Origin of the sequence: Pseudoalteromonas qingdaonensis (assembly GCF_038739665.1) — a bacterium.
In the GTDB taxonomy this organism is placed as follows: domain Bacteria; phylum Pseudomonadota; class Gammaproteobacteria; order Enterobacterales; family Alteromonadaceae; genus Pseudoalteromonas; species Pseudoalteromonas qingdaonensis.
This window is the reverse complement of the sequence record NZ_JBCGCU010000018.1, coordinates 38,372-62,683: the sequence shown is the minus strand read 5'-3', so window position 1 is coordinate 62,683 and position 24,312 is coordinate 38,372. Positions and strand designations below refer to the sequence as shown.

General features: G+C 49.0%; 22 protein-coding genes. 8 read left to right on the top strand and 14 right to left on the bottom strand.

From position 1 onward, the window contains the following. Nucleotides 1–288 precede the first annotated feature (288 nt). The 4 genes from folE2 to WCN91_RS13625 all read left to right on the top strand — a co-directional run bounded on the left by folE2 (nucleotide 289) and on the right by WCN91_RS13625 (nucleotide 3,634). Complete coding sequence (gene folE2 / locus WCN91_RS13640) at nucleotides 289–1,212, top strand: GTP cyclohydrolase FolE2 (protein ID WP_342679931.1); 924 nt, start codon at nucleotides 289–291, stop codon at nucleotides 1,210–1,212. Between the two features lie 104 nt (nucleotides 1,213–1,316). Then, the gene (locus WCN91_RS13635) at nucleotides 1,317–1,922 is read left to right on the top strand and encodes a DUF2726 domain-containing protein (protein ID WP_342679930.1); all 606 of its coding nucleotides are present in this window, start codon (nucleotides 1,317–1,319) and stop codon (nucleotides 1,920–1,922) included. A 62-nt stretch (nucleotides 1,923–1,984) separates the two neighbouring features. Further along, the gene (gene mtnN / locus WCN91_RS13630) at nucleotides 1,985–2,692 is read left to right on the top strand and encodes a 5'-methylthioadenosine/S-adenosylhomocysteine nucleosidase (protein WP_342679929.1); all 708 of its coding nucleotides are present in this window, start codon (nucleotides 1,985–1,987) and stop codon (nucleotides 2,690–2,692) included. After that, on the top strand, nucleotides 2,693–3,634 hold the full coding sequence (locus tag WCN91_RS13625) for a cobalamin biosynthesis protein (RefSeq protein ID WP_342679928.1): 942 nt from the start codon (nucleotides 2,693–2,695) through the stop codon (nucleotides 3,632–3,634). A 62-nt stretch (nucleotides 3,635–3,696) separates the two neighbouring features. On the opposite strand, the gene tyrS is transcribed toward WCN91_RS13625, so the two are convergent. Continuing rightward, nucleotides 3,697–4,899, bottom strand: coding sequence for a tyrosine--tRNA ligase (gene tyrS, locus WCN91_RS13620; RefSeq protein ID WP_342679927.1), 1,203 nt, complete (start codon nucleotides 4,897–4,899; stop codon nucleotides 3,697–3,699). Nucleotides 4,900–5,049: 150 nt separating this feature from the next. On the opposite strand from tyrS, the gene WCN91_RS13615 reads away from it, so the two are divergent. Next, the gene (locus WCN91_RS13615) at nucleotides 5,050–6,369 is read left to right on the top strand and encodes a peptidoglycan DD-metalloendopeptidase family protein (protein WP_342679926.1); all 1,320 of its coding nucleotides are present in this window, start codon (nucleotides 5,050–5,052) and stop codon (nucleotides 6,367–6,369) included. 65 nt (nucleotides 6,370–6,434) lie between these two features. Here WCN91_RS13615 and WCN91_RS13610 read toward each other — a convergent pair whose 3' ends face one another. The 4 genes from WCN91_RS13610 to WCN91_RS13595 all read right to left on the bottom strand — a co-directional run bounded on the left by WCN91_RS13610 (nucleotide 6,435) and on the right by WCN91_RS13595 (nucleotide 10,094). Continuing rightward, nucleotides 6,435–6,614: a hypothetical protein gene (locus tag WCN91_RS13610; protein ID WP_342679925.1), complete on the bottom strand. Its 180-nt coding sequence runs from the start codon at nucleotides 6,612–6,614 to the stop codon at nucleotides 6,435–6,437. Between the two features lie 291 nt (nucleotides 6,615–6,905). Continuing rightward, nucleotides 6,906–8,036, bottom strand: a complete 1,131-nt coding sequence (locus tag WCN91_RS13605) for a sodium ion-translocating decarboxylase subunit beta (RefSeq protein ID WP_342679924.1) — start codon at nucleotides 8,034–8,036, stop codon at nucleotides 6,906–6,908. Between the two features lie 8 nt (nucleotides 8,037–8,044). Continuing rightward, nucleotides 8,045–9,841, bottom strand: a complete 1,797-nt coding sequence (oadA, locus tag WCN91_RS13600; RefSeq protein ID WP_342679923.1) for a sodium-extruding oxaloacetate decarboxylase subunit alpha — start codon at nucleotides 9,839–9,841, stop codon at nucleotides 8,045–8,047. Between the two features lie 16 nt (nucleotides 9,842–9,857). Beyond that, a complete protein-coding gene (locus WCN91_RS13595) occupies nucleotides 9,858–10,094 on the bottom strand; it encodes an OadG family transporter subunit (protein ID WP_342679922.1) in 237 nt (78 codons plus the stop codon). Between the two features lie 435 nt (nucleotides 10,095–10,529). Between WCN91_RS13595 and WCN91_RS13590 the strand changes: the two genes are divergently transcribed. Further along, nucleotides 10,530–13,493, top strand: a complete 2,964-nt coding sequence (locus tag WCN91_RS13590) for a TonB-dependent receptor domain-containing protein (protein ID WP_342679921.1) — start codon at nucleotides 10,530–10,532, stop codon at nucleotides 13,491–13,493. A gap of 46 nt (nucleotides 13,494–13,539) precedes the next feature. Here the strand turns inward: WCN91_RS13590 and WCN91_RS13585 are convergent, their stop codons facing one another. Beyond that, complete coding sequence (locus WCN91_RS13585; protein WP_342679920.1) at nucleotides 13,540–14,481, bottom strand: hypothetical protein; 942 nt, start codon at nucleotides 14,479–14,481, stop codon at nucleotides 13,540–13,542. Between the two features lie 37 nt (nucleotides 14,482–14,518). Between WCN91_RS13585 and WCN91_RS13580 the strand changes: the two genes are divergently transcribed. Next, nucleotides 14,519–14,986: a YcxB family protein gene (locus WCN91_RS13580; RefSeq protein WP_342679919.1), complete on the top strand. Its 468-nt coding sequence runs from the start codon at nucleotides 14,519–14,521 to the stop codon at nucleotides 14,984–14,986. Nucleotides 14,987–15,021: 35 nt separating this feature from the next. On the opposite strand, the gene csrA is transcribed toward WCN91_RS13580, so the two are convergent. The 6 genes from csrA to WCN91_RS13550 form a co-directional block, all read right to left on the bottom strand. Further along, the gene (csrA, locus tag WCN91_RS13575) at nucleotides 15,022–15,216 is read right to left on the bottom strand and encodes a carbon storage regulator CsrA (protein WP_105190613.1); all 195 of its coding nucleotides are present in this window, start codon (nucleotides 15,214–15,216) and stop codon (nucleotides 15,022–15,024) included. Nucleotides 15,217–15,308: 92 nt separating this feature from the next. Next, complete coding sequence (locus WCN91_RS13570) at nucleotides 15,309–16,526, bottom strand: aspartate kinase (protein WP_342679918.1); 1,218 nt, start codon at nucleotides 16,524–16,526, stop codon at nucleotides 15,309–15,311. A gap of 21 nt (nucleotides 16,527–16,547) precedes the next feature. Then, nucleotides 16,548–19,148, bottom strand: coding sequence for an alanine--tRNA ligase (gene alaS / locus WCN91_RS13565; RefSeq protein ID WP_342679917.1), 2,601 nt, complete (start codon nucleotides 19,146–19,148; stop codon nucleotides 16,548–16,550). Between the two features lie 10 nt (nucleotides 19,149–19,158). Then, on the bottom strand, nucleotides 19,159–19,623 hold the full coding sequence (locus WCN91_RS13560) for a regulatory protein RecX (protein ID WP_342679915.1): 465 nt from the start codon (nucleotides 19,621–19,623) through the stop codon (nucleotides 19,159–19,161). Next, nucleotides 19,623–20,444, bottom strand: coding sequence for a BPSS1780 family membrane protein (locus WCN91_RS13555; RefSeq protein ID WP_342679913.1), 822 nt, complete (start codon nucleotides 20,442–20,444; stop codon nucleotides 19,623–19,625). Before WCN91_RS13555 ends, WCN91_RS13560 begins: the two co-directional genes overlap by 1 nt. 30 nt (nucleotides 20,445–20,474) lie before the next feature. Continuing rightward, the gene (locus WCN91_RS13550; protein WP_342679911.1) at nucleotides 20,475–21,095 is read right to left on the bottom strand and encodes a GTP cyclohydrolase II; all 621 of its coding nucleotides are present in this window, start codon (nucleotides 21,093–21,095) and stop codon (nucleotides 20,475–20,477) included. Between the two features lie 258 nt (nucleotides 21,096–21,353). Here WCN91_RS13550 and WCN91_RS13545 point away from each other — a divergent pair, with 258 nt between their 5' ends. After that, the gene (locus tag WCN91_RS13545; RefSeq protein ID WP_342679909.1) at nucleotides 21,354–21,749 is read left to right on the top strand and encodes a rhodanese-like domain-containing protein; all 396 of its coding nucleotides are present in this window, start codon (nucleotides 21,354–21,356) and stop codon (nucleotides 21,747–21,749) included. Here the strand turns inward: WCN91_RS13545 and WCN91_RS13540 are convergent. Both WCN91_RS13540 and WCN91_RS13535 read right to left on the bottom strand, forming a co-directional pair. After that, a complete protein-coding gene (locus tag WCN91_RS13540; protein ID WP_342679907.1) occupies nucleotides 21,736–22,380 on the bottom strand; it encodes a 3'-5' exonuclease in 645 nt (214 codons plus the stop codon). The genes WCN91_RS13545 and WCN91_RS13540 overlap by 14 nt on opposite strands. Nucleotides 22,381–22,382: 2 nt before the next feature. After that, nucleotides 22,383–24,233, bottom strand: a complete 1,851-nt coding sequence (locus WCN91_RS13535; RefSeq protein ID WP_342679905.1) for a DUF294 nucleotidyltransferase-like domain-containing protein — start codon at nucleotides 24,231–24,233, stop codon at nucleotides 22,383–22,385. Between the last annotated feature and the right edge of the window lie 79 nt (nucleotides 24,234–24,312).

Genomic DNA, 24,312 nt, shown 5'->3' with positions numbered 1-24,312 from the left:
TAGCGAGCAACACAGAGCAGGATGCGTTTAGATGAACCCGTAGGGCAGCGCTTGTAGCGCATTTCTACTGTGTTGTTACATGTTTATGTAGAATAACTACACCACACATGTGCCGCCTTGTATAAATTCACTACAAACTGCTGCAGAAACAAACAACAAAGGTCAACAGACCCTATTAACAAGAAACACGCTTTTGCATCTACAGCTAGTTATAGCGTCGCTAAACTCCACATTTGCTAATTTTCAGGTAGAATATCGGGCTTTTCAGTATTACCTATGAGGAAGGCCATGCACAACGCCATGCCAGATATTGCTAACACGAGTTCTGCCCCCGTTCAAGAAACACTGGAATGGGTAGGGATGAGTGATATTGAGCTGCCGCTGCTGGTCGAATCTGACGGCCTTGCGCCCGTGGTTGTAAACGCCAAAGCTCAGGCCTTTGTTAACCTGATCGACAAAAATGCCAAAGGCATTCATATGTCGCGACTGTTTTTAGCACTTGATGAACTCTCCAGCGCCCCTGCGGTAACGCCGCTGAATATTAAGGCTACATTGGATAAGTTTATCAGCTCGCACAGTGATATCAGTTCACAGGCGCGTATCAGTCTGGCCTTTGACTTACCACTTCGCCGCCCGGCTCTGTTAAGCGATAACAGCGGCTGGAAGTTTTACCCCATTGCCATAGATGCACGCATCAATGAAGGCAAACTGGAGTTTGAAGTTGGCATTAAAGTGACCTATTCATCAACCTGCCCTTGCTCGGCGGCTCTGGCACGACAGCTTATTCAAGCCAATTTTGTGCGCGATTTCGATGCCAAAGAGCTAAACTTTGCCGATGTTCATGCCTGGCTTGGCAGCAGTGAAGGGATCAGTGCCACTCCGCATTCGCAACGCTCGGTAGCCGAGGTGAAGGTGCGCTTGGGTAGCCAGGTTTCAGCATTTAACTTCCAGGCCCTGATCGATGCCATAGAAAACACCCTGAAAACACCAGTGCAAACCGCGGTAAAACGTGAAGACGAGCAGGAATTTGCTCGCCTTAACGGTGAAAATCTGATGTTCTGTGAAGATGCAGCGCGCAAGATCAAATCGACCCTGAATCAAGATACCCATGTGCAGGACTTTTGGTTGCGTATTAACCATTATGAGTCGCTCCATGCCCATGATGCCGTGGCCATTGCCACCAAAGGCATTGCCGACGGTTATCAGCCTTAAGGGCTAGATGGATAAATCTCTCAATAAGCTCTTGGTGCCTGGTAGTTCAGGCACGCTTATTGCTTTCAGAACCTATGTGTCAAATATTCGTTCTGGAGTAACTCATGGAATTCGCGCTGTTATCAATTCTCGTCCTGGTGGTTATCGCCTCGGTGGTGATCTCTAAGTTTACCGATAATAACGAAAACCCCTACCCCTTTGTTCGTAAAAAGGAAATGTATACTCAGGTCGAAAGCGCCTTCCTCTCTTTATTAGAGCGCGCCGTGGGCGATAACTACCGCATCGTCAGCCGGGTAAAACTGGCCGATATTATCGATTGCAAAGCCGGACTTACCAACAAATCCAAGCGCATCGCCCTAACCAAGCTTAAAAATAAGCAACTGGACTATGTGCTACTGGATAAAAACCAGCTCACCATAGTCGCCGCCGTGGATCTAGTGAATAACGCCAACAAGGGTGGACATAAGGCCCAGCGCGACTGGTTTGTCAGCGGCGCCCTGGAAACCGTCGGCATTCCCCATATTCGCATGAAGGTAAAAAGCGGCTATCGCGCCGAGGATGTGCGCAACGCTATTTTATTTAAGCTTGGCAAGAGTGAGACTAGCAACACCCGAAAATCGGCCCACCCAGCTGTGCTGTCGCCATCACAAACCAAGGCACAGATGCAAAGTCCAGCAATTACCACCTCGACCCAGCTGGCGGAGATTTAATGCCATATCGATACAGCCTTTGATATACTAAGGGCTGTTTTTGCCAATAAATTAGAGATGCTATGAAAGTAGGTATTATCGGCGCTATGGAGCCGGAAATTGCAATTTTACGTGAGCAGATGAGTAACGTTGAAGTACTCGAGCAAGGTGGCTTCACCTTCTATCACGGGCAATTAAACGACCAAGAAGTGACCTTGGTGCAATCGGGTATCGGTAAGGTTGCCTCGGCCGTTGCTACCACTATTTTAGTCGAACAATTCCACCCGGATTGTGTGATCAACACAGGCTCTGCCGGTGGCTTTGATCAACGTCTGGCGGTAGGCGATGTTGCCATTGCCAATGAGCTGCGCCACCATGACGTGGATGTGACCGCTTTTGGTTATGAGTTTGGCCAGGTACCACAAATGCCAGCCGCTTACACTTCTCACCCCGAGCTGATAAAAGTAGCGGAGCAATCCATTGCCGAGCTGGCGCAGTGTCAGTCTTTGGTTGGACTGGTTTGTACCGGTGACTCCTTTATGTGTGATCCAGCCCGTATCGAGCAAACTAGAGCCCAATTCCCGACCATGTTGGCGGTAGAAATGGAAGGTGCGGCCATTGCTCAGGCCTGTCATCTGCTTAACACCCCTTTTGTGGTGATCCGCTCGCTGTCGGATATTGCCGGTAAAGAATCTCCAGACTCATTTGAAGCCTACCTTGAGGTAGCATCAAAAAACTCTTCGGCCATGGTCATGGCCATGCTAACCAAGCTTTCCAACGTAAGCCTATAAATGCAGCTGGAGGCGTTTAGCAATCACCTTGAGTTATTGCTGTTATTGACAGCCGTCGCCTTAGCGCGATGGCTGCCACTGCCCTCCTGGTATCACCCCTTTACTCTGTTGCGCCTTGCTTTTGGCAACCTTGTTGCCCGCACTTATTCTCCAGAATATAGCAGCAGTTATCTCGGCCTTGCGGCAATATCCAGTATAGCCCTGTGCGTATTGTTACCCCTGTTGATGCTGACCCTTTTTGCCCAATTGGTATTCTATCCAGAATTACTCTCGGCGCTGGTTCTGTATTTTTGTCTGGGTGAAACACCACTGCGCCAAACCAGTCAGCGTATCGCCCAAGCCCTGCAACAAGAACGTAACCCCCTAGCTAAGGCACTCCTGAGCAAACTAGCCAATCGCGATGCAGAGCGCCTAAACACACAAGGCATAGCCAAAGCCAATATTGAAATCCTGGTACTGCGCATGTTGCACGACTATTTCAGCCCCTTGCTGCTATATTGTCTGGCTGGCTATCAGGCTAGCTTCGCCTATGCGCTATTATGGCAACTCCACCGAGCCATGCGCGCGCATGCCTTACCCAATAGCCGCTACCTGTTCGCAAGTAAGTGGTTACTTTCACTGTGCCAATTACCTGCGCTTTTACTCTATTTATTACCGGCACTATTTAGCAAATACCGAGCAATAGCCTGGCGCTATATTCGCAATTACGGACAGCATTTTTATCACAGTCCCAGCGGCTGGATACTCAGTGTGTTTAGTGCCTTATTGCAAGTGCAACTTGGCGGCCCGGCCTATTATCAAGGGCAGCGATTTGAACGTATGCGCATAGGTCTTTATCGTCAGCCAGAAGCAGAAGATATCAAGGCAGCACTAAGTATTATTGAGCGTATCAATGGGCTTTGGCTGCTGGTTATTATCATCTCGTTTTTATTCTTGGCTTAAAAAAGCATAAAAAAGCCACCCTGAAGGTGGCTTAGTCATTTTGTAGCACTACGGCTTTTTTATTAGGCCAGAGTCACCTTGGCAAAGCGACGTTTACCAACCTGGTATACCGCGGTTGTGCCTTTGGCTATCATCAGCTTGCTGTCATCAACCTTGGTTTCACCATCGATTTTTACCGCACCTTGTTTGATCATGCGGATGGCTTCGGATGTACTGGCAACCAGATTCGCATCTTTAAGCAAGGCCGTGATCATCATTTCAGCATCGGCACAGTCCAATGTCTGCTCTTCGATATCATCTGGCAAAGCATTTTTAGAAAAACGCTGAGTGAAATCATCATGAGCCTGCTGCGCCGCCTGCTCATCGTGGAAACGGGTGATAATTTCCTTGGCCAGGGCAATCTTGATATCACGCGGGTTAGTGCCATTGGCAACATCCGCCTTTAATGCCTCGACTTGCTCCAGGCTCAAAGCACTTAACAATTCGTAATAACGCCACATTAGATCATCGGAGATTGACATTATTTTACCGAACATGTCCTCAGGCGAATCTGTGATACCTATATAGTTACCCAAAGATTTCGACATTTTTTGGACGCCATCTGTACCTTCCAGCAATGGCATCATTAGCACGGTTTGCGGCTTTTGACCTTCATCTTTTTGTAGCTCACGGCCCATTAGCAGGTTAAAACGCTGATCGGTACCACCTAGCTCAACATCGGCTTCAAGCGCCACCGAATCCCATCCTTGCACCAAAGGATATAAAAACTCATGAATAGCAATCGCCTGGCCATTAGCATAGCGTTTTTTAAAGTCATCACGCTCAAGCATACGTGCTACGGTCTGTTTGGCCGCGAGTTTGATCATTCCCGCTGTACCTAAGTTTTCCATCCATTGTGAGTTAAAGGCAATGGTGGTTTTCTCAGGGTCGAGGATTTTAAAGACTTGCTCTTTATAGGTTTCGGCGTTAGCTAACACATCTTCACGGGTTAAAGGCTTACGGGTTACATTTTTGCCCGTTGGATCGCCTATCATGCCGGTAAAATCACCGATCAAAAAGATTACTTCATGGCCTAAGTCCTGGAAGGTTTTCATCTTGTTGATAAGCACCGTATGGCCTAAGTGAAGATCTGGAGCCGTTGGATCAAAACCAGCCTTAATTCTTAGTTTTTTCCCCGACTTAAGTCGCTCTACCAAGTCGTCTTCGAGTAAAATTTCCTCAGCACCGCGTTTAATTTCTGCCAGTGCCGTCTGCAAGTCTGTCATTTATTTCTCCGATAAAATATGTGCTAACCGCGCGATTCTAGCGCACTTTGGCGTCGGTTTAAATGCACAAAACCCTGGTATTTTGCCAACATTAGATATATGCTCAGCCATTGGTTAGTTTTATTTCCTTTATGGCAAAAAAGGTAGGTTATGGTAAGCGTGGTACACAAGCTCCCCAATAAACACAAAATGCTCATTATGGGCTTCTTGGTGACTATAGTTACCCTGATGCTTATACCTACGGAACGAGCTACGGCTTCAAAGGATAACGATGCTAAACCACTAGAGGTAGGTAAACGCTACGAGCTGCAAGTTAAACTCGAAGATGAAGAAAAAATTGCCGAGCTTAATTCCGCCGAAGAAGCCCTTTCCCTGCCTAGCTACGAACACCAAGACTTTGAAGTAAAAAATGGCGACAGCCTGGCAGTTATCTTTAAGCGCGCCGGCTTTTCCGCACAAACTCTGCACAAACTCGTTAATACCAACGAAGAAACCAAAAAACTAACCAAGATTCATCCCGGTGAAGTGCTTAGCTTTGCAAAAAATGAGCAAGGCGAATTGCAGCAGTTAAAATACGTGCTCAGCAAAACAGATACCCTGTTTGTAACTCTGAACAACGAAGGCAGTTATGACACCGCCATCGACTCCAAAGAAATTGAAACCTTAACCAAGTCGGCTTCCGGCTCAATTAACGGTAGCTTTTGGACCGCGGGGATCAGTGCTGGTCTGAGCGAAAAACAAATTATGAATTTTGCCACCATCTTTGGTTGGGATGTGGACTTTGCCAACGACCTGCGCAAAGACGATCAATTCAGTTTGATATATGAAACCCACCATGTGGATGGTGAATATATTGGTACAGGCAAGATCCTTGCTGCCGAATTTATTAACCAAGGCGAGCGTTACGCCGCTGTGCGGCACAGCGATGGTAACTTCTATACGCCGCAAGGCCGCAGCATGAGAAAAGCCTTCTTACGCGCCCCGGTTAACTTTAAATATATCAGCTCAAACTTTAACCCTCGCCGTCTACACCCGGTAACGAAAACAGTTAAACCACACCGCGGCATAGATTATGCTGCGAAAACTGGCACACCTGTAGTTGCCGCAGGCAATGGTCGCGTACTTAAGGCTGGCTATAACCGCTTTAATGGTAACTATGTCTTTATCCAGCACGGCAATACCTATGTCACCAAGTACCTGCACCTGCATAAGCGCAAGGTTAAGCAAGGTGAGAAGGTTAAACAGGGTCAATTAATTGGTACGGTTGGGGCTACAGGTCGCGTTACCGGCGCTCACCTGCACTATGAGTTCCTGGTTAACGGTGTTCACCGTAACCCGAAAACTGTTAAGCTGCCTAAGTCAGAGCCACTGCCGGCTAGTGAGCTAGCCAAGTTCAAACCTATTGCCGATACCCTGTTGGCGCAGTTAGAGCGCGATCGCGAAATTCAGCTGGCCATGAATAACAAGTAATACGCCGAGAAAATATACATGTAGAAAAAGCACCTTAGGGTGCTTTTTTTATGCCTGCAAACTAGCTAGCGCTTAAACGCCAAATAGAGTAGCTGTAAGATCAGGCTCAGAGCTACCAGGGGGATAATGTATTTACGAAAGCGCACCATTTTATTGAGCCCCATTTGCTCTTGATAGCGCTCTAATAAAGGCACGGCGATGGCCAAGGCTACAAACAAAGCGAGGATAATCAAAATCGCATTCATGCTTATCTTCTCCTTAATTGAATACTTCTTTTATAACATACCAAGCATGTTAACGCCTTGATTGTCTGAGGTTTGTGTTGTGGACGAGGCTTTGCGTCGACAATGGGGTGATGATACGCATCTTTGTTGGGCTGAAAGCCCGACCTTGTATATCTCAGTATTAAATGATTAGCTATCACCTAATACATCGGAAGTGAGTGAGTTTGTGCCCGACCTTTGGCATAAAAAAGCGCACCTTAGTGAGTTCACAACTAAGGTGCGCAATGGCTAGGAAGAGCCAATTAACCGATTTTAGCCTACCAGGGCAAGCAAGATACCCGCGGCCACCGCACTACCAAGCACACCGGCAACATTGGGGCCCATGGCGTGCATCAATAAGAAGTTATGTGGGTTATTTTCAAGCCCCACCTTGTTAACCACCCGCGCCGCCATGGGCACGGCAGACACGCCCGCAGCGCCAACCAAGGGATTGATGGGTGTCTTCGAAAAGCGGTTTAAAACCTTGGCCATATACACCCCAGAGGCGGTGCCGATGGAAAATGCCAGAGCTCCGAGCGCCAATATGCCCAGGGTTTCCACGGTTAAAAACTTATCCGCCGCCAGTTTAGAGCCCACGCCCAGACCTAAAAAGATGGTAGTGATATTGATCAGCTCGTTTTGCGCCGTGCCGCTGAGACGATCCACCACCCCACTTTCACGCATCAGGTTGCCCAGACAGAACATACCTACCAAAGGCGCCGCTGCCGGCAGGAACATGGCGGTAAGCGCCAGCACCATAAGCGGGAAGATGATTTTTTCCTTCTTCGATACCGCCCGCAGTTGCGGCATTTCTATTTTGCGCTCCTGCTCCGATGTTAGCGCCCGCATAATAGGCGGCTGAATAATGGGCACCAGGGCCATATAGGAATAGGCAGCAACGGCTATAGCACCGAGTAAATCTGGGGCCAATTTTGAAGCCAGGAATATTGCCGTAGGGCCATCGGCGCCACCTATAATGGCGATAGCCGAGGCATCTTTAAGGGTAAATTCAAAGCCGGGCACATAGTTCAGGGCTATGGCGCCAAACAAGGTGGCGAAGATACCAAATTGTGCCGCCGCACCTAATAGCAACATGCGCGGATTGGCTATCAGGGCACTAAAATCGGTCAGTGCCCCAACACCCATAAAGATCAACAAGGGAAATATCCCGGTATCTATCCCTACATGGTAAACGTAATAGAGAAGACCGTTGGGGTCGGCCATACCGGCCACAGGGATGTTAGTCAGTAACGCACCAAAGCCTATGGGCACCAAAAGCAAGGGCTCAAAGTTTCGGGCTATCGCCAAATACAATAGTAAACAGCCCACAGCTATCATGATCAAATGGCCGGCGGAAAAGTTGGCTATGCCTGTGGCCTGCCAAAGATTAACGACTGCTTCCATAGCTCCTCCTAGGCCAGCGCGATAAGCGCATCACCTGTGCTTACCGAGTCGCCTTCGCGCACCAGCACTTCGGCCACTTTACCGCCATGTAAAACGCGCACTTCGGTTTCCATCTTCATCGCTTCCATGATGATAACCACATCACCTTCATTAACCTGCTGTCCCGGCTTAACCAGCACCTTGAAGATATTACCTGTCAGTGGTGCATTCAGGGTTTCGCCACTGCTTATTACCGCACTTTGTGGCGGATTTTCACCCTCACCTGCGATGGCGCGAACACTTTCCAGCTCACCGCCTGGGGCAACAACTACATCATAAGCCTTGCCATCAACACTAATGCTGTAGCGCTCAGGCCCGCCCTGAGCCGGCGCTTTCACAACCGAAGAAGCCGCAGGCGCGACAGTGCCTTGGTTTACCTCAGCAGTTGGTACTGGCTCAAATGCATCCGGATTATTACGGTTGGCCAAGAACTTCAAACCAATTTGCGGGAATAAGGCATAGGTCAGCACATCGTCTATAACTTCATCGGCAAGCTGCAGCTGCTGTGTTTGCGCATGTTCGTCCAGCTCAGCGGTCAGTTTATCCAGCTCCGCCTCGATTAAATCGGCGGGGCGACAGCTAATAGCCTCAGCACCGTTAAGCACCTGCTGTTGTAGCAGACTATCCACAGGTGCCGGCGTAGCGCCATATTCACCTTTCAGCACCCCGGCGGTTTCCTTGGTGATGGACTTATAACGCTCACCTGTAAGTACATTTAACACCGCCTGGGTACCGACAATTTGCGAAGTTGGCGTAACAAGGGGTAAGTAGCCAAGGTCTTTACGTACCTGAGGGATCTCTTTGAGTACCTCATCGAGGCGATCCGCAGCGCCCTGCTCTTTGAGCTGGTTTTCCATATTGGTCAACATGCCACCAGGTACCTGAGCCAAAAGAATGCGGCCATCCACGCCCTTAAGGCTGCCCTCAAACTGAGCGTATTTTTTACGTACATCGCGAAAATAGGCAGCAATTTCTTCTAACAGCCCCAAGTCTAAGCCCGTATCTCTTGGCGTATCTTCAACTATGGCAACCATGGTTTCGGTGGCACTGTGGCCATAGGTTTGGCTCATACTGGAAACTGCGGTATCGAGCATATCAATTCCCGCATCTATGGCCTTTTGATAGGTGGCAGTGCTTAAGCCCGTAGTAGCATGACATTGCATGGCGATGGGCAAGGACACGGTTTGTTTTAATCCGGTGATCAACTCATGGGCATCATAGGGCTTTAATAATCCCGCCATATCCTTAATACAGATGGAATGACAGCCCATATCTTCAAGTTGTTTGGCCTGGGTTAACCACATATCCAAGGTATGCACAGGGGATACCGTATAGGAAATCGTGCCCTGGGCATGAGCGCCCACATTAACCGCGGCCTTAATGGCCGTTTCCAGGTTGCGCACATCATTCATGGCATCAAAAATACGGAACACATCAACGCCATTGGCGTGCGCACGCTCCACAAACTTGGTCACTACATCATCGCCATAGTGGCGATAACCCAGCAAGTTTTGTCCGCGCAGCAGCATTTGCTGCTTGGTATTTGGCATCGCCTTTTTAAGCTCGCGAATGCGCAGCCAAGGATCTTCACCCAGATAACGAATACAGGCATCAAAGGTGGCGCCCCCCCAGGATTCAACGGACCAATATCCCACCTGATCCAGCTTGGCGGCTATGGGCAACATATCGTCCAAACGCATACGCGTTGCCAGTAAAGACTGGTGCGCATCTCGTAATACCAGCTCTGTTAAATGTAATTTTGACATTCTGTGCCCCCTATTATTATTGCTTTCTATACTGGTGAACCGCTGCGGCAATGGCTGCGATATGGGCTTTAGGTATGCCCTGTGCGATTGGCCCTTTGCTTGTCGATAACTGCGCCCCTGTCGACTGATCTTCTTGCAGAAAATGCGACATCAGCTTTAAAGCGCCAATAAGCAGCAGCAAAAACATAAAAACTACCAGCATTCCGGTGACCATTAATCCCGCTGCTTCAAGCATCAGTGCTGTAATATTCATCCTCACTCCAGTGCACTTTTGTTAATTTTGGTAAACACATAATCAACACCATATCAAATAAAAGTGAAATGTCCACACAGTGTAAATTGGTATTACCAATGTTAAAATTCATTCTAAAGCTATTAATAGGCTTTAAAACTAGTTACTTAAAGAGATAATTCAAGTTAAACACGAATATATGCGATTAAAATATCGAATATAACCATGATTAATAATACTTACTGGATATGACCTGATTTGACTGGACTAAACGCATCAAGCATTAGATTAATTGGTAAGACCAAGATAATTTGAAACAAGTATTTTACACCAATATGACTAAAGCCCTTGGCACTATTGACTTTCAGCGTCTAAGCTTTATTGCGCTAGTAGGAACAACCGAAGTTTGATTGTCCCTGAAGTATTAGAACTATCTAATAACTAGGGAGAAATACAATGTTAAAATCCAGACTTGCGCTGGCGCTTCAACTCGCGCTCGGCGTTAGCATTTCCTCTATGGCCTTTATTGCCCCTCAGGCGCAAGCCGCGGGTGAAGAAGAGGCCGACAAAGATATCGAAGTAATTGCCGTAACCGGCAGTCGTATCCGTCAACCTGGTGCCGTATCGGCCAGCCCCATAACCTCCATCGGTGAGCAAGAACTTGCTTTTCAACAAGAGCCCGAAGTAGAGCAGGTATTGCGTACCTTGCCATCCACCATTCCAGGTGATGGCAGTAACGTGAACAATGGTTCTGCCGGTGCTGCAACCGTTGATTTGCGGGGCCTAGGTTCAGAGCGCTCGCTTATCCTGGTCAATGGCCGCCGTATGCTTCCCTACAACTACAATGGTGAGGTAGATACATCGGTAATACCTGCGGCTCTGGTCGAACGCATCGATGTGGTAACAGGTGGTGCTTCTGCTGTATATGGCTCGGACGCTATCGCCGGTGCGGTAAACTTTATCCTTAAAGAGAATTTTGAGGGTATCGCCTTAAATACTTCGCATCAGGAAACCGGTGACAATGACGGAGATAAAGACAATATCTCACTAACCATAGGTTCAAACCTGGCAGATGATCGCGGTAACGTGGTGCTGTCATTAGACTGGACCAAACGTAAGGAAATCCGCCTGGGCGACCGCCCTCTTGGTTTACTAGGCATAAACACAGACGACGGTGCCAACTATGCGCAATTCTTAAATGGCGAGCCCCCTATCCCGGCACCAGCTGGGTGTGAAGCACCTAACTCGGTAGAAAGCGGCGGTTCAACAACGGCAATTCCAACACGCTTTGCCATTGTGGGTGGTGGTGCCAGTGCATCGGGACAATTTAGAAACGATGGCACGCTTGCAGCGGATACCTGTAGTGTATTTAACTTCAACCCTTATAACTTCTACCAAACTCCTTCTGAGCGTTACTCGGGTACCGCGCTTGCACGCTATAACCTGACCGAAGAGCATGAAGTCTATTCATCACTCACCTACAGCTCTATCTCGGTTGATACCCAGGTAGCGCCCTCGGGCACCTTTGGTTCGGCATTTAACCTCCCCCTGTTTAACCCATTGATTGGCGATCAAGCACGCCAATTTATGATAGATGCGGGTAATGGCGCCTTGTCCGGCGGACTACTTGATGAGAGCAATTGGGATGACGTTAACGGCAATGGTGTAGTGGATGAAGAAGATTATCTCACCGTGCAGCTGCGTCGCCGTACCTTGGAGTTAGGTGCGCGTACCGAGCGTTACGATACCTCCTTGTTCCAATTCGTTACCGGTGTGAATGGCTACGTTTTTGACGATTGGCAATATGATGTAAGTTTCCAATACGGCGAGTCAAACCGTACCACGGTACGTGGCGGTTATACCAACCTGACTAACATCCAAAACGCCTTAGATACCGCCGATGGTGTGACCTGTTTGAATGGCGATGCCACCTGTGTGCCCATCAACCTCTTTGGTGGTTTCGGTACCATTACCGATGAAATGGCCGGCTATGCGACCGCTATTGCCCTACAGCAACAGAAATACAGCCAGCGCATCGCTACCGCAACCATCAATGGTCCGGTGGAGTTTATCGAAATCCCAGGTGCCGGTGCGCCTTTAGCCATGAGTTTCGGCTACGAGTACCGTAAGGAAAAAGGCCTTTTTGAGCCAGATGAGTGTTTGAAGCTTGCTCCAGCCAGCTGCCAAGGCGGTGCCGGTGGTAACCAATTACCCATAGAGGGCGGATTTAGCGTTGATGAGTTCTTCCTTGAAGGTTATCTACCCGTCATCGATGGTATGGCCTTTGCTGAAACATTGGATGTTGAGTTTGGTTTCCGCTGGGCCGATTACGATACCGTGGGCTCAAACGAAACTTGGAAGCTAGGCGTTAACTGGCGTCCGGTCAGCTCTGTGCTGCTGAGGGTGATGCAACAACAAGCAACGCGGGCTCCTAACGTGGGTGAAATCGCCGCTCCTGTAGTAACAGGTTTGGATAACGCGGGGAGCGATCCTTGCTCTGTAGCCAATGCAGGTAATATAGACGCAACTTTACAGGCGTTATGTGAGTCTACCGGCATGACAGCAGCTCAAGTAGGTAACGTGCAGGATGTTATCTCAGGTCAGGTACAGGTGATTGCCGGAAGTGATCCAGCTAACCCACCGGGAGCGGAAGATGCAAGTACCTTCACCGCGGGTGTTGTCTGGACTCCTGAGTTTGATACCTTGGAAAACTTCACCATCAGTCTGGATTACTACGACATAGATATCGACGATATTATCGGCGAGTTCTCAGCGCAGGAAATCCTTGATGCCTGTTATCAACAAGGCGATGCCGAACAATGTGCCAAGATCCAACGTGTCGGCGGTGATTTAACCGTTGCCGGGGCTGGTATTGAGCAATTTACTACTAACCTTAAAAACCTCCGCGCTGAAGGTATAGAGCTTGGCTTTAACTTTGCCTGGCCGATGGAAGATTGGGGTGAGTTACAATTCTCAGGTACAGTTAATAAGTATCTGACTCAGGAGTCGCAAAGCTCGGATACGGCCCGAGTGATCGACTGTAAGGGTTACTACAGCACCAGCTGTGATCCTTTAGCCGAACTACGTGCGGTACAGCGTACTACCTGGGCCATGGATGATTTTACCCTGTCGCTACAATGGCGCTATATGGATGGTATAGATGTTGAGCCAGTGGTTATCGATGACTACTATGAGGAATTCCGTAGTATCGGCTCTTACAGCTACTTCGATCTCTATGCCAACTATCATATCACCGATAATATTACCGCCAGCCTGGGCGTGGATAACCTGTTCGAGAAAGATCCACCTGTTGTAGGTGGCGAGGCAGGTGGTACCAGCTTTAACTCAGGTAACACCTTCCCAAGTAGCTATGACGTACTGGGTCGTAAGTTTAAATTGGGCGTTCGCTTCCAATTCTAAACTCTCGGCTTTGCATCCCAAGGCCGCGCTTAAGCGCGGCTTTTTATTACTTACACTTAGGGATAGCACCAGAGTGAGTCAGTGTACTGACCACAAAAGGTTCCGCCAACACATCCTGCACTTTCACCTTGGCAATATCCAATACCCGAAAATCACCCGGCGCATTGAGGTGCCATAACCCGGACTCGCGCTGCGAGAAACAAAATTCTGAAGTATCACCATGCACCAGTAAAATGGGAAACGCCACTTGCTCGGCCAGGGTATCCAGGTGCTGACGATACGGTGCTAGTGCATCACAATCTTGCTGTAACTTCTGTGTGCAAGGTGCACCATAATTATTGGTGGCATAGATATCCGCCTGCATAAAGATCACTGCAGCGTTAACATCGCCTTCGAGCTCGGATGCAAGCCACTGCATATTGTATTTATCGCGGCGCTCGGCGGCGGCAATAGCGCTTTGTGGCAAACTTTTAAGTATTTGCGAGCGACCATTATTGGTACCCACCACATGCAGGGTCAGGTACTGTACGCCATCGATACGCCAAGCCTGATTTTCCAACTGCTCTTGCTGCCTTTGATAATCAGGCAGGGAGAGTTGGGATTGCGCAAAGTGTTTTCGAATATAGGCAAGACGCTCTAGTTCATCGAAACCAGGCTCCAGAGCAGGCCTGTCACAATCTGTCCAATCATTGTCACCGGGCGTATACACAAAGGGCGCACGGGTTAATTGCGCCACCAGATTATAATTTTTTTGCAGCAAGTCATCGGTGCAAGGCAGGGAGCCAGATTTTAAATCCCCCACATGGGCCATAAATAGATGTGGGGTTTGCTGCACCGCTTGGTATAATTGCCCATCGGGGGCACTGAGCAAGGCCTCGTCAATGGGTGTATAAGGCATATCACCCAGTACTAAAAATTGCTGCGCTGCGGCGTGGACCGAGCTGGCCGAGCTTATAAACAGCGCCGCCATAAAGAATAAAATACGCATAACATCCCTTACTTTGCAGTGGCTTAAGCGAGCGAATATGAACTACAGCACCACTTACATCTTAGACAAAGACTACTTCCTCGAAAGCTACGAGCAATCGTTACCATTGAGCAATCGCAAACAGCCCAAATATGCTTTAATCCTGCTTTTAGTTGCCCTCGCCCTATTTAGCATACTAAAGCTACAAAACAACTATGTAGGCTATTTTTTATTTGCCTTGGCCTTGTTAGAAATGGTGGCGTATCGCTATCAAAAGGCCTGGTGGGTAGCCCGTCAACGCATTTCTCGCGCCGCCGGTCACGAGGTTGAACTAAAAATCGATGAGCAAGGGATCAGCACCGCGGCAAACGGTAAAACCCGCGCTTTAGCTTGGACAAATATCAGCAAGACTGTGAGCACAGATAAAGGCGTGGTTTTGGTGACCAATAAGGGCTATCGCCATTATCTGAGTAACGCCATATTAAATGACCAAGTAAGGGAATTTATACTGGCCCAGAAAAAATAAAAGCCACTTTAAAAGTGGCTCAGTGATCTACGGTATTACTCATTACCCGGATTCGATGAACCCGATTTTTCCGCTTGTATTCGCATATAAATTTCTTCACGGTGTACAGATACATCTTTAGGTGCATTCACACCAATGCGTACCTGGTTACCCTTCACACCTAATACTGTAACCGTGACTTCATCACCTATCATCAGGGTTTCGCCAACGCGACGAGTAAGAATTAGCATTCTCTTGCTCCCATTATTCCAAATTAATCAAAAATTCCGTCAAAAGCATTTTAATGAATAATTAGTATAAAAGTAAGAAAAACTTTGCTTAATTATTCATCTGCCATGCCAAATGTCGCATGTAGTGCCCTCACTGCAAGCTCTAAATATGGCCGTTCGATCAGCACCGAAAGCTTTATCTCTCCAGAGCTAGCAATAAATACCTCAATATTCTCGTCAGCAAAAACGCGAAAGAACTGACTACTTATCGATGCATTTGTTTTTATACCCACACCCACCAAAGAAAGCATGGCCAAATCGTCCCGAATGGTGATATTTACGCCCGCAAATTGGTCGGTATTTGATAACGCAGCAAGCGCTTCTCGCAACTCTAAGCTGGGTATACTTATAGCATAGTCTACTTTGCCAACTTTTTGATTAACTTGATTAATAACATCGACTTCTATGCCTTTATGGGCCAACAACTCTAGTATATTCGCCAAAGTCGCAGGATTTGCGTCACAATTATTTAGAAAAATGAGCGCTTGTTCCCTTTTAAAGGCAATACCCGAGACATTTTGCTGTGGCATTGGCTCGTCCTCATCGCTTAAAACTAAAGTGCCCTGGTCGGGGTCAAAACTGGATAATACTCGCAGAGGTACTCGGTATTGGGCTGCCGCCTCAACGGCACGTATATGCAGCACCTTGGCCCCTAAGCTGGCCATCTCCAACATGGCTGGTACGCCAATGCTGGTAAGGCGTCGCGCTTTGGGTTCAACGCGGGGGTCGGTACTGTAGACACCATTAACATCGGTGTAGATTTGGCATTCTTCAGCGTTAAGCGCCCCAGCAATGGCCACCGCCGAGGTATCGCTGCCACCACGGCCTAGGGTAGTTATATTGCCTTCGCTATCACGACCTTGAAAACCGGCGGCAATAACGATACGACCATGCTGCAGCTCCTGGCGCAGACGACGTGTGTCGATATCCAGTATGCGAGCCTTGGTAAAGAGGTTGTCGGTATTCATACCCAGCTGATCGCCGAGCAGGCTTACCGCCGGATAACCGCGGCGGATCAGCGCCATGGACAAGAGCGAGGCTGTGACCTGCTCGCCGGTGCTGACCAGCACATCGAGTTCTCGGGTACTGGGTCTGTCATCCACTTGACCGGCTAAGGCCAACAAGCGATTGGTTTCCCCGGACATGGCCGAAACCACAGCCACCACCTGATGCCCGAGTTGCCGTTGACGAATAATAATATCGGCGACCGCCTCAATCCGCTCAATAGAGCCAACCGAGGTGCCGCCGAATTTTTGGACTAAAAGCGCCACTGTGTTTAATACAGCCCGCTATTAACCGCGTTCGCTCACCCAGGCCTCAACACTGGCTAGGGCAGTGTCAAGGTGTTCTGGTTGTGTACCGCCGGCCTGAGCCATATCGGGACGACCACCACCTTTACCACCAACCTGAGCAGCCATATGGTTAACCAGTTCACCGGCCTTAAACTGACCGGTTAGATCCTTGGTCACACCGGCGATCAAACTCACCTTGTCACCATCGGCAACACCCAGAGCGATAATGCCCGAACCCATTTTGTTTTTCAGGTCATCAACCATGCCACGCAGGGCTTTGCTTTGTGTACCGGCCACATTAGCAATCAATACCTTAACGCCATTGATGTCTTTAGCGCCGTCTAGCAGCGAGGCACCAGCGGCACTGGCAAGCTTATCGTTAAGCTGACTAACTTGCTTTTCCAAGCCCTTAGAGCGCTCTAGCAGGCCTTGAACCTTGTCCAGCACATTGCTACTGTCCGCTTTTAATAGCGCCGCGATTTGCGTTAGCTTCTCTTCTTGCGCCGCAACATGATTTATAGCATCGGCACCGGTCACAGCTTCAATACGACGTACGCCCGCAGCGATACCCGCTTCAGAAACTATCTTGAATAAGCCGATATCACCGGTACGCGCCACGTGAGTACCACCACAGAGCTCAATTGAGTAGTCGCCGATACTAACAACGCGAACTTCATCATCATACTTTTCACCAAACAGTGCCATGGCGCCTTTTTCTTTGGCGGCATCTATGGCCATCAATTCGGTTTTCAGTGCGAAGTTATGACGAATTTCATCATTCACTTGCTTTTCAATGCGCTGCAATTGCTCTGGCGTCACACCTTCAAAGTGTGAGAAGTCAAAGCGCAGGCGATCCGCTTGTACCAATGAACCTTTCTGGTTCACGTGCTCACCTAGCTCCTGACGCAAAGCTTCATGGATAAGGTGAGTCGCGGTGTGGTTTTTCTTAATGCGGTCGCGACGCTCACCGTCGATGCGCGCATCCACCTTGTCGTTCACACCAATCTGACCTACCACCTTACCGTGGTGAGCGAAGGCATTACCCAGTTTTTGCGTATCGGTAACGATAAACTGACCGTTTGCCGTTGCCAGCACACCTGTGTCACCCACCTGGCCACCAGACTCGGCATAAAACGGAGTGCGGTTCAGGATCACTATTCCTTCTTCGCCATCGTTAAGCAGGCTGACCTTCTCACCGGCGGCAAACATTTCCACTACCGTGGCGCTGTATTGCTCAGCATCATAGCCTTTAAATTCAGTCGACTTATCAGAGCGTAATTGAGTGTTGTAATCGGCGCCAAACTTGCCCGCTTGCTGGGCTTTTTTGCGCTGCACATCCATACACTCCTGGAAACCCTTCTCGTCTATGGTCATAAAGCGCTCGCGCGCTACGTCCGCGGTTAAATCCGCTGGGAAACCATAGGTATCGTAAAGCTTAAACACCACATCCCCCGGGATCACGTCCCCTTCCAAGGTGCTTAGGTGCTCTTCAAGAATCGCCAGACCACGCTCAAGCGTTTTACCAAACTGCTCTTCTTCGATGCGTAATACTTTCTCGATAATGGCTTGTTTCTTGGCAAGATCTGGGTAAGCGTCACCCATTTGCGCCACCAGCTCGGCCACGATTTTATGGAAGAAGGTGCCCTTGGCGCCCAGCTTATTACCGTGGCGCACAGCGCGACGAATAATACGACGCAATACATAACCACGACCTTCGTTTGAAGGCATAACACCATCAAGTACCAAGAAGGCACATGAGCGAATATGGTCGGCAATTACGCGCAGCGACTTGTCTTCCATATCCTGAGCGTTAGTCACCTTAGCGGCGGCGTTGATCAGGGCCTGGAAAAGATCGATTTCATAGTTTGAGTGTACGCCTTGCAAGATAGCGGCAATACGCTCAAGACCCATGCCTGTGTCGATAGATGGGTTAGGTAATGGTTCCATGGTACCGTCGGCGTGACGGTTAAATTGCATAAATACCAGGTTCCAGATCTCGATATAACGGTCGCCATCTTCTTCTGGCGTGCCCGGAGGACCACCCCAGACTTCCTCACCGTGATCATAGAAGATTTCTGAACAAGGACCACAAGGACCGGTATCGCCCATAGACCAGAAGTTATCTTTTGCACCTATGCGTGACACGCGCTCTTTAGGCACACCAATTTGGTTAATCCAAATATCTGCGGCTTCGTCGTCTTCGGTGAAAACCGTCACCCACAGCTTTTCTTTTGGCAGTTGCAGATCTTCGGTCAAAAACTTCCAGGCAAAGGCAATGGCCTGCTCTTTAAAGTAATCGCCAAAGCTGAAGTTACCCAGCATTTCAAAGAAGGTATGGTGACGGGCGGTATAACCTACGTTTTCCAGGTCATTGTGCTTACCACCGGCACGAACACAACGCTGAGCACTGGCGGCACGAGTATAAGGACGCTTTTCAGCACCCAGGAACACGTCTTTAAAAGGCACCATACCAGCGTTGTTAAATAACAAGGTGGGGTCATTGCCCGGCACCAAAGAAGCCGAAGGCACCACCTGATGTTGGTGTTTGGCGAAATAATCTAAGAACTTCTGTCTTAGCTGTGCGGTCGTCAAATGCTGCATTGCGTTTTTCTCACTCGTCTGTCGCTTCACTTGCAAGTGCAAATTCTATTTGTTGGTAGTCAAAGCCACGCGCCGTTAAGTAACGAATACGTTTGGCTTTTTCCTTATAATCTAGTTGTTTTCCCAGCGCCTTAAATTTGCGCTGGTAGGCCTCGAGAGCCAGTTCGAACCAATCGATGTCCATTTCTGCCAAGGCCCCAGCGACCTGGTCTTTATCCAGACCCTTTTGCTGAGCATCGGCGCAAATACGGCGCGGTCCGTGACGCTTATCTATTGCCCGGCGAATAAAGCTGGTGCAATAGCGGTTGTCGTCCAAAAATCCCTGTTGCTCGCACCAGTCTAACAGCTTAGTGGCAAACTCCTCTGGTACCTGACGTTGCTGCAATTTACGCTGCAAATCCCTGCGGCTGTATTCCTGGCGCCCCAGTAACCAGAGCACATAATTCTTTTGTTTTTGCTGTTCGCGCTCATCCATTAAGCGTCAAACCGGCCATCGGAAGAATGTGATTCCTGCGTCTTTGCCTGCTCATTTTGAGCCCTATCCACTGTGGCTGTTTCACCTTCATGGTGCTGTAATTGCGGCATAAATATCGCTTGAAAGGCGATGAATAAGCTAATGTAGCAAATCGGCATAACAACAAGAAGAGGAATAAGAGACAAAATCGCACAGACCAGCATCAGAGCGGCGCCGATCAGACCATAAACCGTCATTGCTGCCATATTACAGTAAAACGCCAACAGACTGGCCTTCATTACCTCCCACATTGACGTATGGCCGCCAAAATAAACCAGGGGCACGGCAAAGGCAAAAGCACACAAATAGATACTAAATAGCACTAAGATCAGGGCTACCGCGGGGAAGGAGAAACTTTGCGCTAACTCTTGCAGCGCCACTTGCGGGTCGATATCCGGCTGACTAAGCACAGCGATTGCATCGGCAAATAGCAAGCTGCTCACCATGCCTAACAGCAGAGCCGCGCCCATTTGGTAGAGACCCACACGAAACAGCAGCATACGTCTGCCCTTTTGGGAAAACACATTAAGAATATCGGCAAAGGCAACCTTATGCCCCTGTTGACGGCGCAAGGCAGCCTGATAAAAGCCGGCCAATAAAAACGGTGTAGCCAAGGCCGCCGGAATTTTTAGCAGCGGCAAAACAAAGCTCATCATGCCCACGGCGGCCATAAACAAATACATAAACATAAAAATAAACGGCTGGCGTTGGAAAATATCCAAACCAGCTTTATACCAGCTGGCTCCCGCGCCGGCTTTGTGCACGCGTATTTCTATCGACATGATGACTAATCTTCCTTTTGCGTATTGCGCTTATGATTTCTTAATTTTTTTAATATCCAGCATATGCGCACCATGGGCTATTTTAGTTTCCAGGTACGCCTGATTGCCGGTTTGCCCCACCTTAATATGTGCATGGGTGCCAACCACGGCTTTAACTTCTATGCCATTGTTACGCAAGGCATCGAGCTTTTTGGGGTTATTGGTCATCAGCTTAACCTGGCTAATGCCAAGCGCCTTAAGCATTAACACAGCATCGGAGAAATCCCGCAGGTCATCGGCAAAGCCAAGATGATTATTGGCCTCATAGGTGTTCATGCCTTGAGACTGCAACACATAGGCATCGAGCTTATTGTATAAACCAATGCCGCGCCCTTCTTGGCGTAGATACAGCAGCACCCCGCCCTGCTCGTGCATCAGCTCTATGCTTTCATTAAGCTGCTCGCCGCAATCGCAGCGGCTGGAGTGAAATACATCGCCGGTCAGGCACTCTGAGTGCATACGGATTAGAGGCGTTTGTTGCTCATCCGCTTGGTTAAAAATTAAGGCAACATGTTCCTGACCATCTTTTAACCCACTAAAAGATGCGATTTCCGCAGGAATATCACTTTTTTTGCCCACATTTAAATGGACCCTAGCTCTGACTTCGGCCACGACGACTCACTCTACACAATAAATAATTGTAATAATATAACAAAGCCAACCTCAAAGATCAGCCTGCATTACTTAGTAAATGGCGGCAATGATAGCACGAAATAAGTGGGCCTCGCGACGTGCAAAAACACAATTCAGACCGACAAAAAGTTATGCTATGGTTATCAGCAGCCGCAATTTTAAAACATTAAGCTGGTTGCAATAGCAGTAGGTTGGAATAAACGGCGCTCAGGCGCTTTAGTTACAAGGGGAAGATATATGATGAAAAACACCGGCGCGGCGCTTATCGCCGCAATCGCACTTTTTTGCTCGCCTTTAAGTATGGCACAAGGCGAAGCAACAGATATAGCTGCGCAGCAACTCTTGGTTGACCGCTTTAATGCCGAGCCAATGCAGTTATTGGACGTGCGCACCAGTGAAGAATATCAGCAAGGGCATATCAAGGGGGCCGTTAACATCAGCCATAATGTGCTGGCGGATCATGCCGCCGAGCTAGATAAAGAGCACCCCATAGTGGTTTATTGCCGCAGCGGCCGCCGCGCAGCCATGGCGATAAGCACCTTGCAAGAGCTTGGTTTTAAACAGGTATATCATCTTGAAGGCGACTGGTTAGGCTGGCAGGAAAACAAACTACCAGAGATCACCCAGCCGTGATCAAGGCGCTTAAAGGCACGGGTTCACGCTTACTGATCTGGTTGGCCTGAGCCAAAAACAGCTCGGCGGTGGCCAAGGCATCGCTGAGCGCATCATGGGACGTATGCGACATTAAGCCATAACGCGATCGACAGGCTTCCAAGGACAAGGCATCAAAGGCAATATCCGAGCCCTGACGTGCCAAGCGCCTTTGCTCAATTTTCAAGGTATCCAAGGCGATGCGAGGTAACTGCACCTTGTGCTCTTTGCAGACCCGCTGCAAAAAACGGGTATCAAGCAAACTGTTGTGAAACACCAAAATACTGTCGGCGCATACACCGCCAAAGCGCTCCAGTATTTGTGCCATGGGTAACCCCTCAAGCTGCAAACGCTCGGCGGTAATACCGTGGTAAATAGGCGATTGCGCCAACTCCGACACCCCTTGATGAAGCAGATGACCACTTTGACTGAGCTTAATGCTTTGCTGCTCTATCACCACCCAGGCCAGCGACACCACCTCATGCTCCCTGGGGTTTAAACCAGTTAACTCCAAATCCACCACCACATACCTGTGGCTGGTCCAAGGCTGTGACAGGCCATGGGGATCGAACCCCAGCTGCGACTTCACTTGCTGCCACCAGGAATAGGTCATGGTTACAGACTCCCGCGGGCAAATTTAAAGGTCGCCGCCTGCTGTGCCTGACGCACCAGATAAAAGGCCTCTTTTAATTGATGCCGTTCCAGAGAGGTCAAGCCATCGGGATTGATACAGTTGCTGGGCAGCGGCTCGTTATCAAGCTGGGCACGCAGGCGCAACTGGGTGAGATAGCGCCAGCAATCCTTAAGATCAAAAATATCTTTTTTCGACAACCACTGAGTTTTACTAAGCGCATCAAGGCGCTCCAAGGTACTGGCATGGCGAATATTGGCCTGCAGTGCATAGAGGCGAACAATATCATTGATGATCACTATGCCACGGTGTTTTAAGTCTATGTATTTATGGCGTTCGGCATCGGCCTCGGTTTTAAGTTGATTAAACAGGCCTATGGGCACAGAGTTTAGATTTAACTCACTGGCCAGGGCGCGGTAGAAGAACTGATCGGGTTTAAGCGCCGATAAGGCCTCGCTAAAGGTAGCGAACAAATCACTCGAGCCACTGATAAAACGTATATCGAAGAAAATCTTGCAATTAAGCATGGCCTCCGGCGTCGGACTGGACAGCCAGCGGTCAAACTTATCAAGCCAGCCACCCAGACTCAGGCGGCAGGCGGCATTGCTGGCCATAATATTGCCGGGGCAACGCCTGATACCGCACACATCCAAATGCTGACAAACAAACTCCCCCATGTCCTTAAAATACTCGAGCTGCTCTTCATCCAAGCCATTGGGCAAGAGCAGGCCATTATCCTGATCCGAGTGCAGGGTTTGCTCTTCGCGGGCCTGAGAGCCAAAGCAAATCCAGCTAAAGCGGGCTGGGGCATCGCCGTGGCGCTGCTGAAACAATTGAATTAAACGCGTGGTCAGGGCATCACTGATGCCACTGAGTAACTTGCCAATCAAACTGATGTCATCAATATGATAGGCAAAGCCCTCAAGTAGCTCGGGGACTTCCTGAGCGTAGCGTTTTAAATCCGCAACCCCGCTGGCCTTATAAATACGGCCAATCAATTGCACCGGGTCGCTTTTTTGCTGGCGCAGCAAATCGGTAGAGGTGACCATGCCGAGCGGCTGATGCAGCTCATTAAGCACCGGCAAATGGTGAATATTGTGTTTGAGCATCAGGTGCATGGCCGAAAACACTCGATTGTTTTCAAAAATAAACTTGGGATCAACACTCATGATTTCGGCAATACTGCACTGTGGGTCCACACCTTTGGCCAGCACCCGCGAGCGTAAATCCCGGTCGGTGACCACGCCAATTAAGCGCGCTTCCTGGCCCTCCCCCTGAGTCACCATAATGGAAGACACTCTATGCTCGCTCATGGTTTGTGCGCATTGGCGAATACTGGCATCCGGGGTCAGGGTAATGGCCTGGCGCGTCATTAACTGGGCAATTTTGCGCTCCGACCAACTATCGCCATGGTGCTGATACTTGGACGACAAAAGGCGGTTTGAATGAGCTCGGACAAAATATTGCTCAAAGGCCTTATATTCGTGGCGCAGATAATCGAAGTCCGCTTGCGAGAGCATATAGACCAGGGCTTCACGCTTCACCTCGATGCGGTTTTTTATACTCTCGCCGCTAAGCAAGGAGGGATAACCAAAATAGTCGCCCCCGGTGAGGCGCGCAATAGGCTCGCCGTCGGCAGCCACCAACTCAATCACACCGCTGCGTAGTAAAAATAACTTGGGATAAGCGGAGTCCAGCCATTGATGCTGATTTTCCCGGGTGACATAAATTACCTCTAAATGATGGGTAAAATAATCGCAGGCAGAGTCTGGCAAGGCATTAAATGGCGCCTGCTGGGTGACAAAGTCAATAATATCCTGATGCTGAGCACTCATAGTCCACGTCCTAAACACATGTGGTAACAAGACTAAATCTAGGACCTATTTAACAACAAAAAAAGCCCGACCTTGGTCT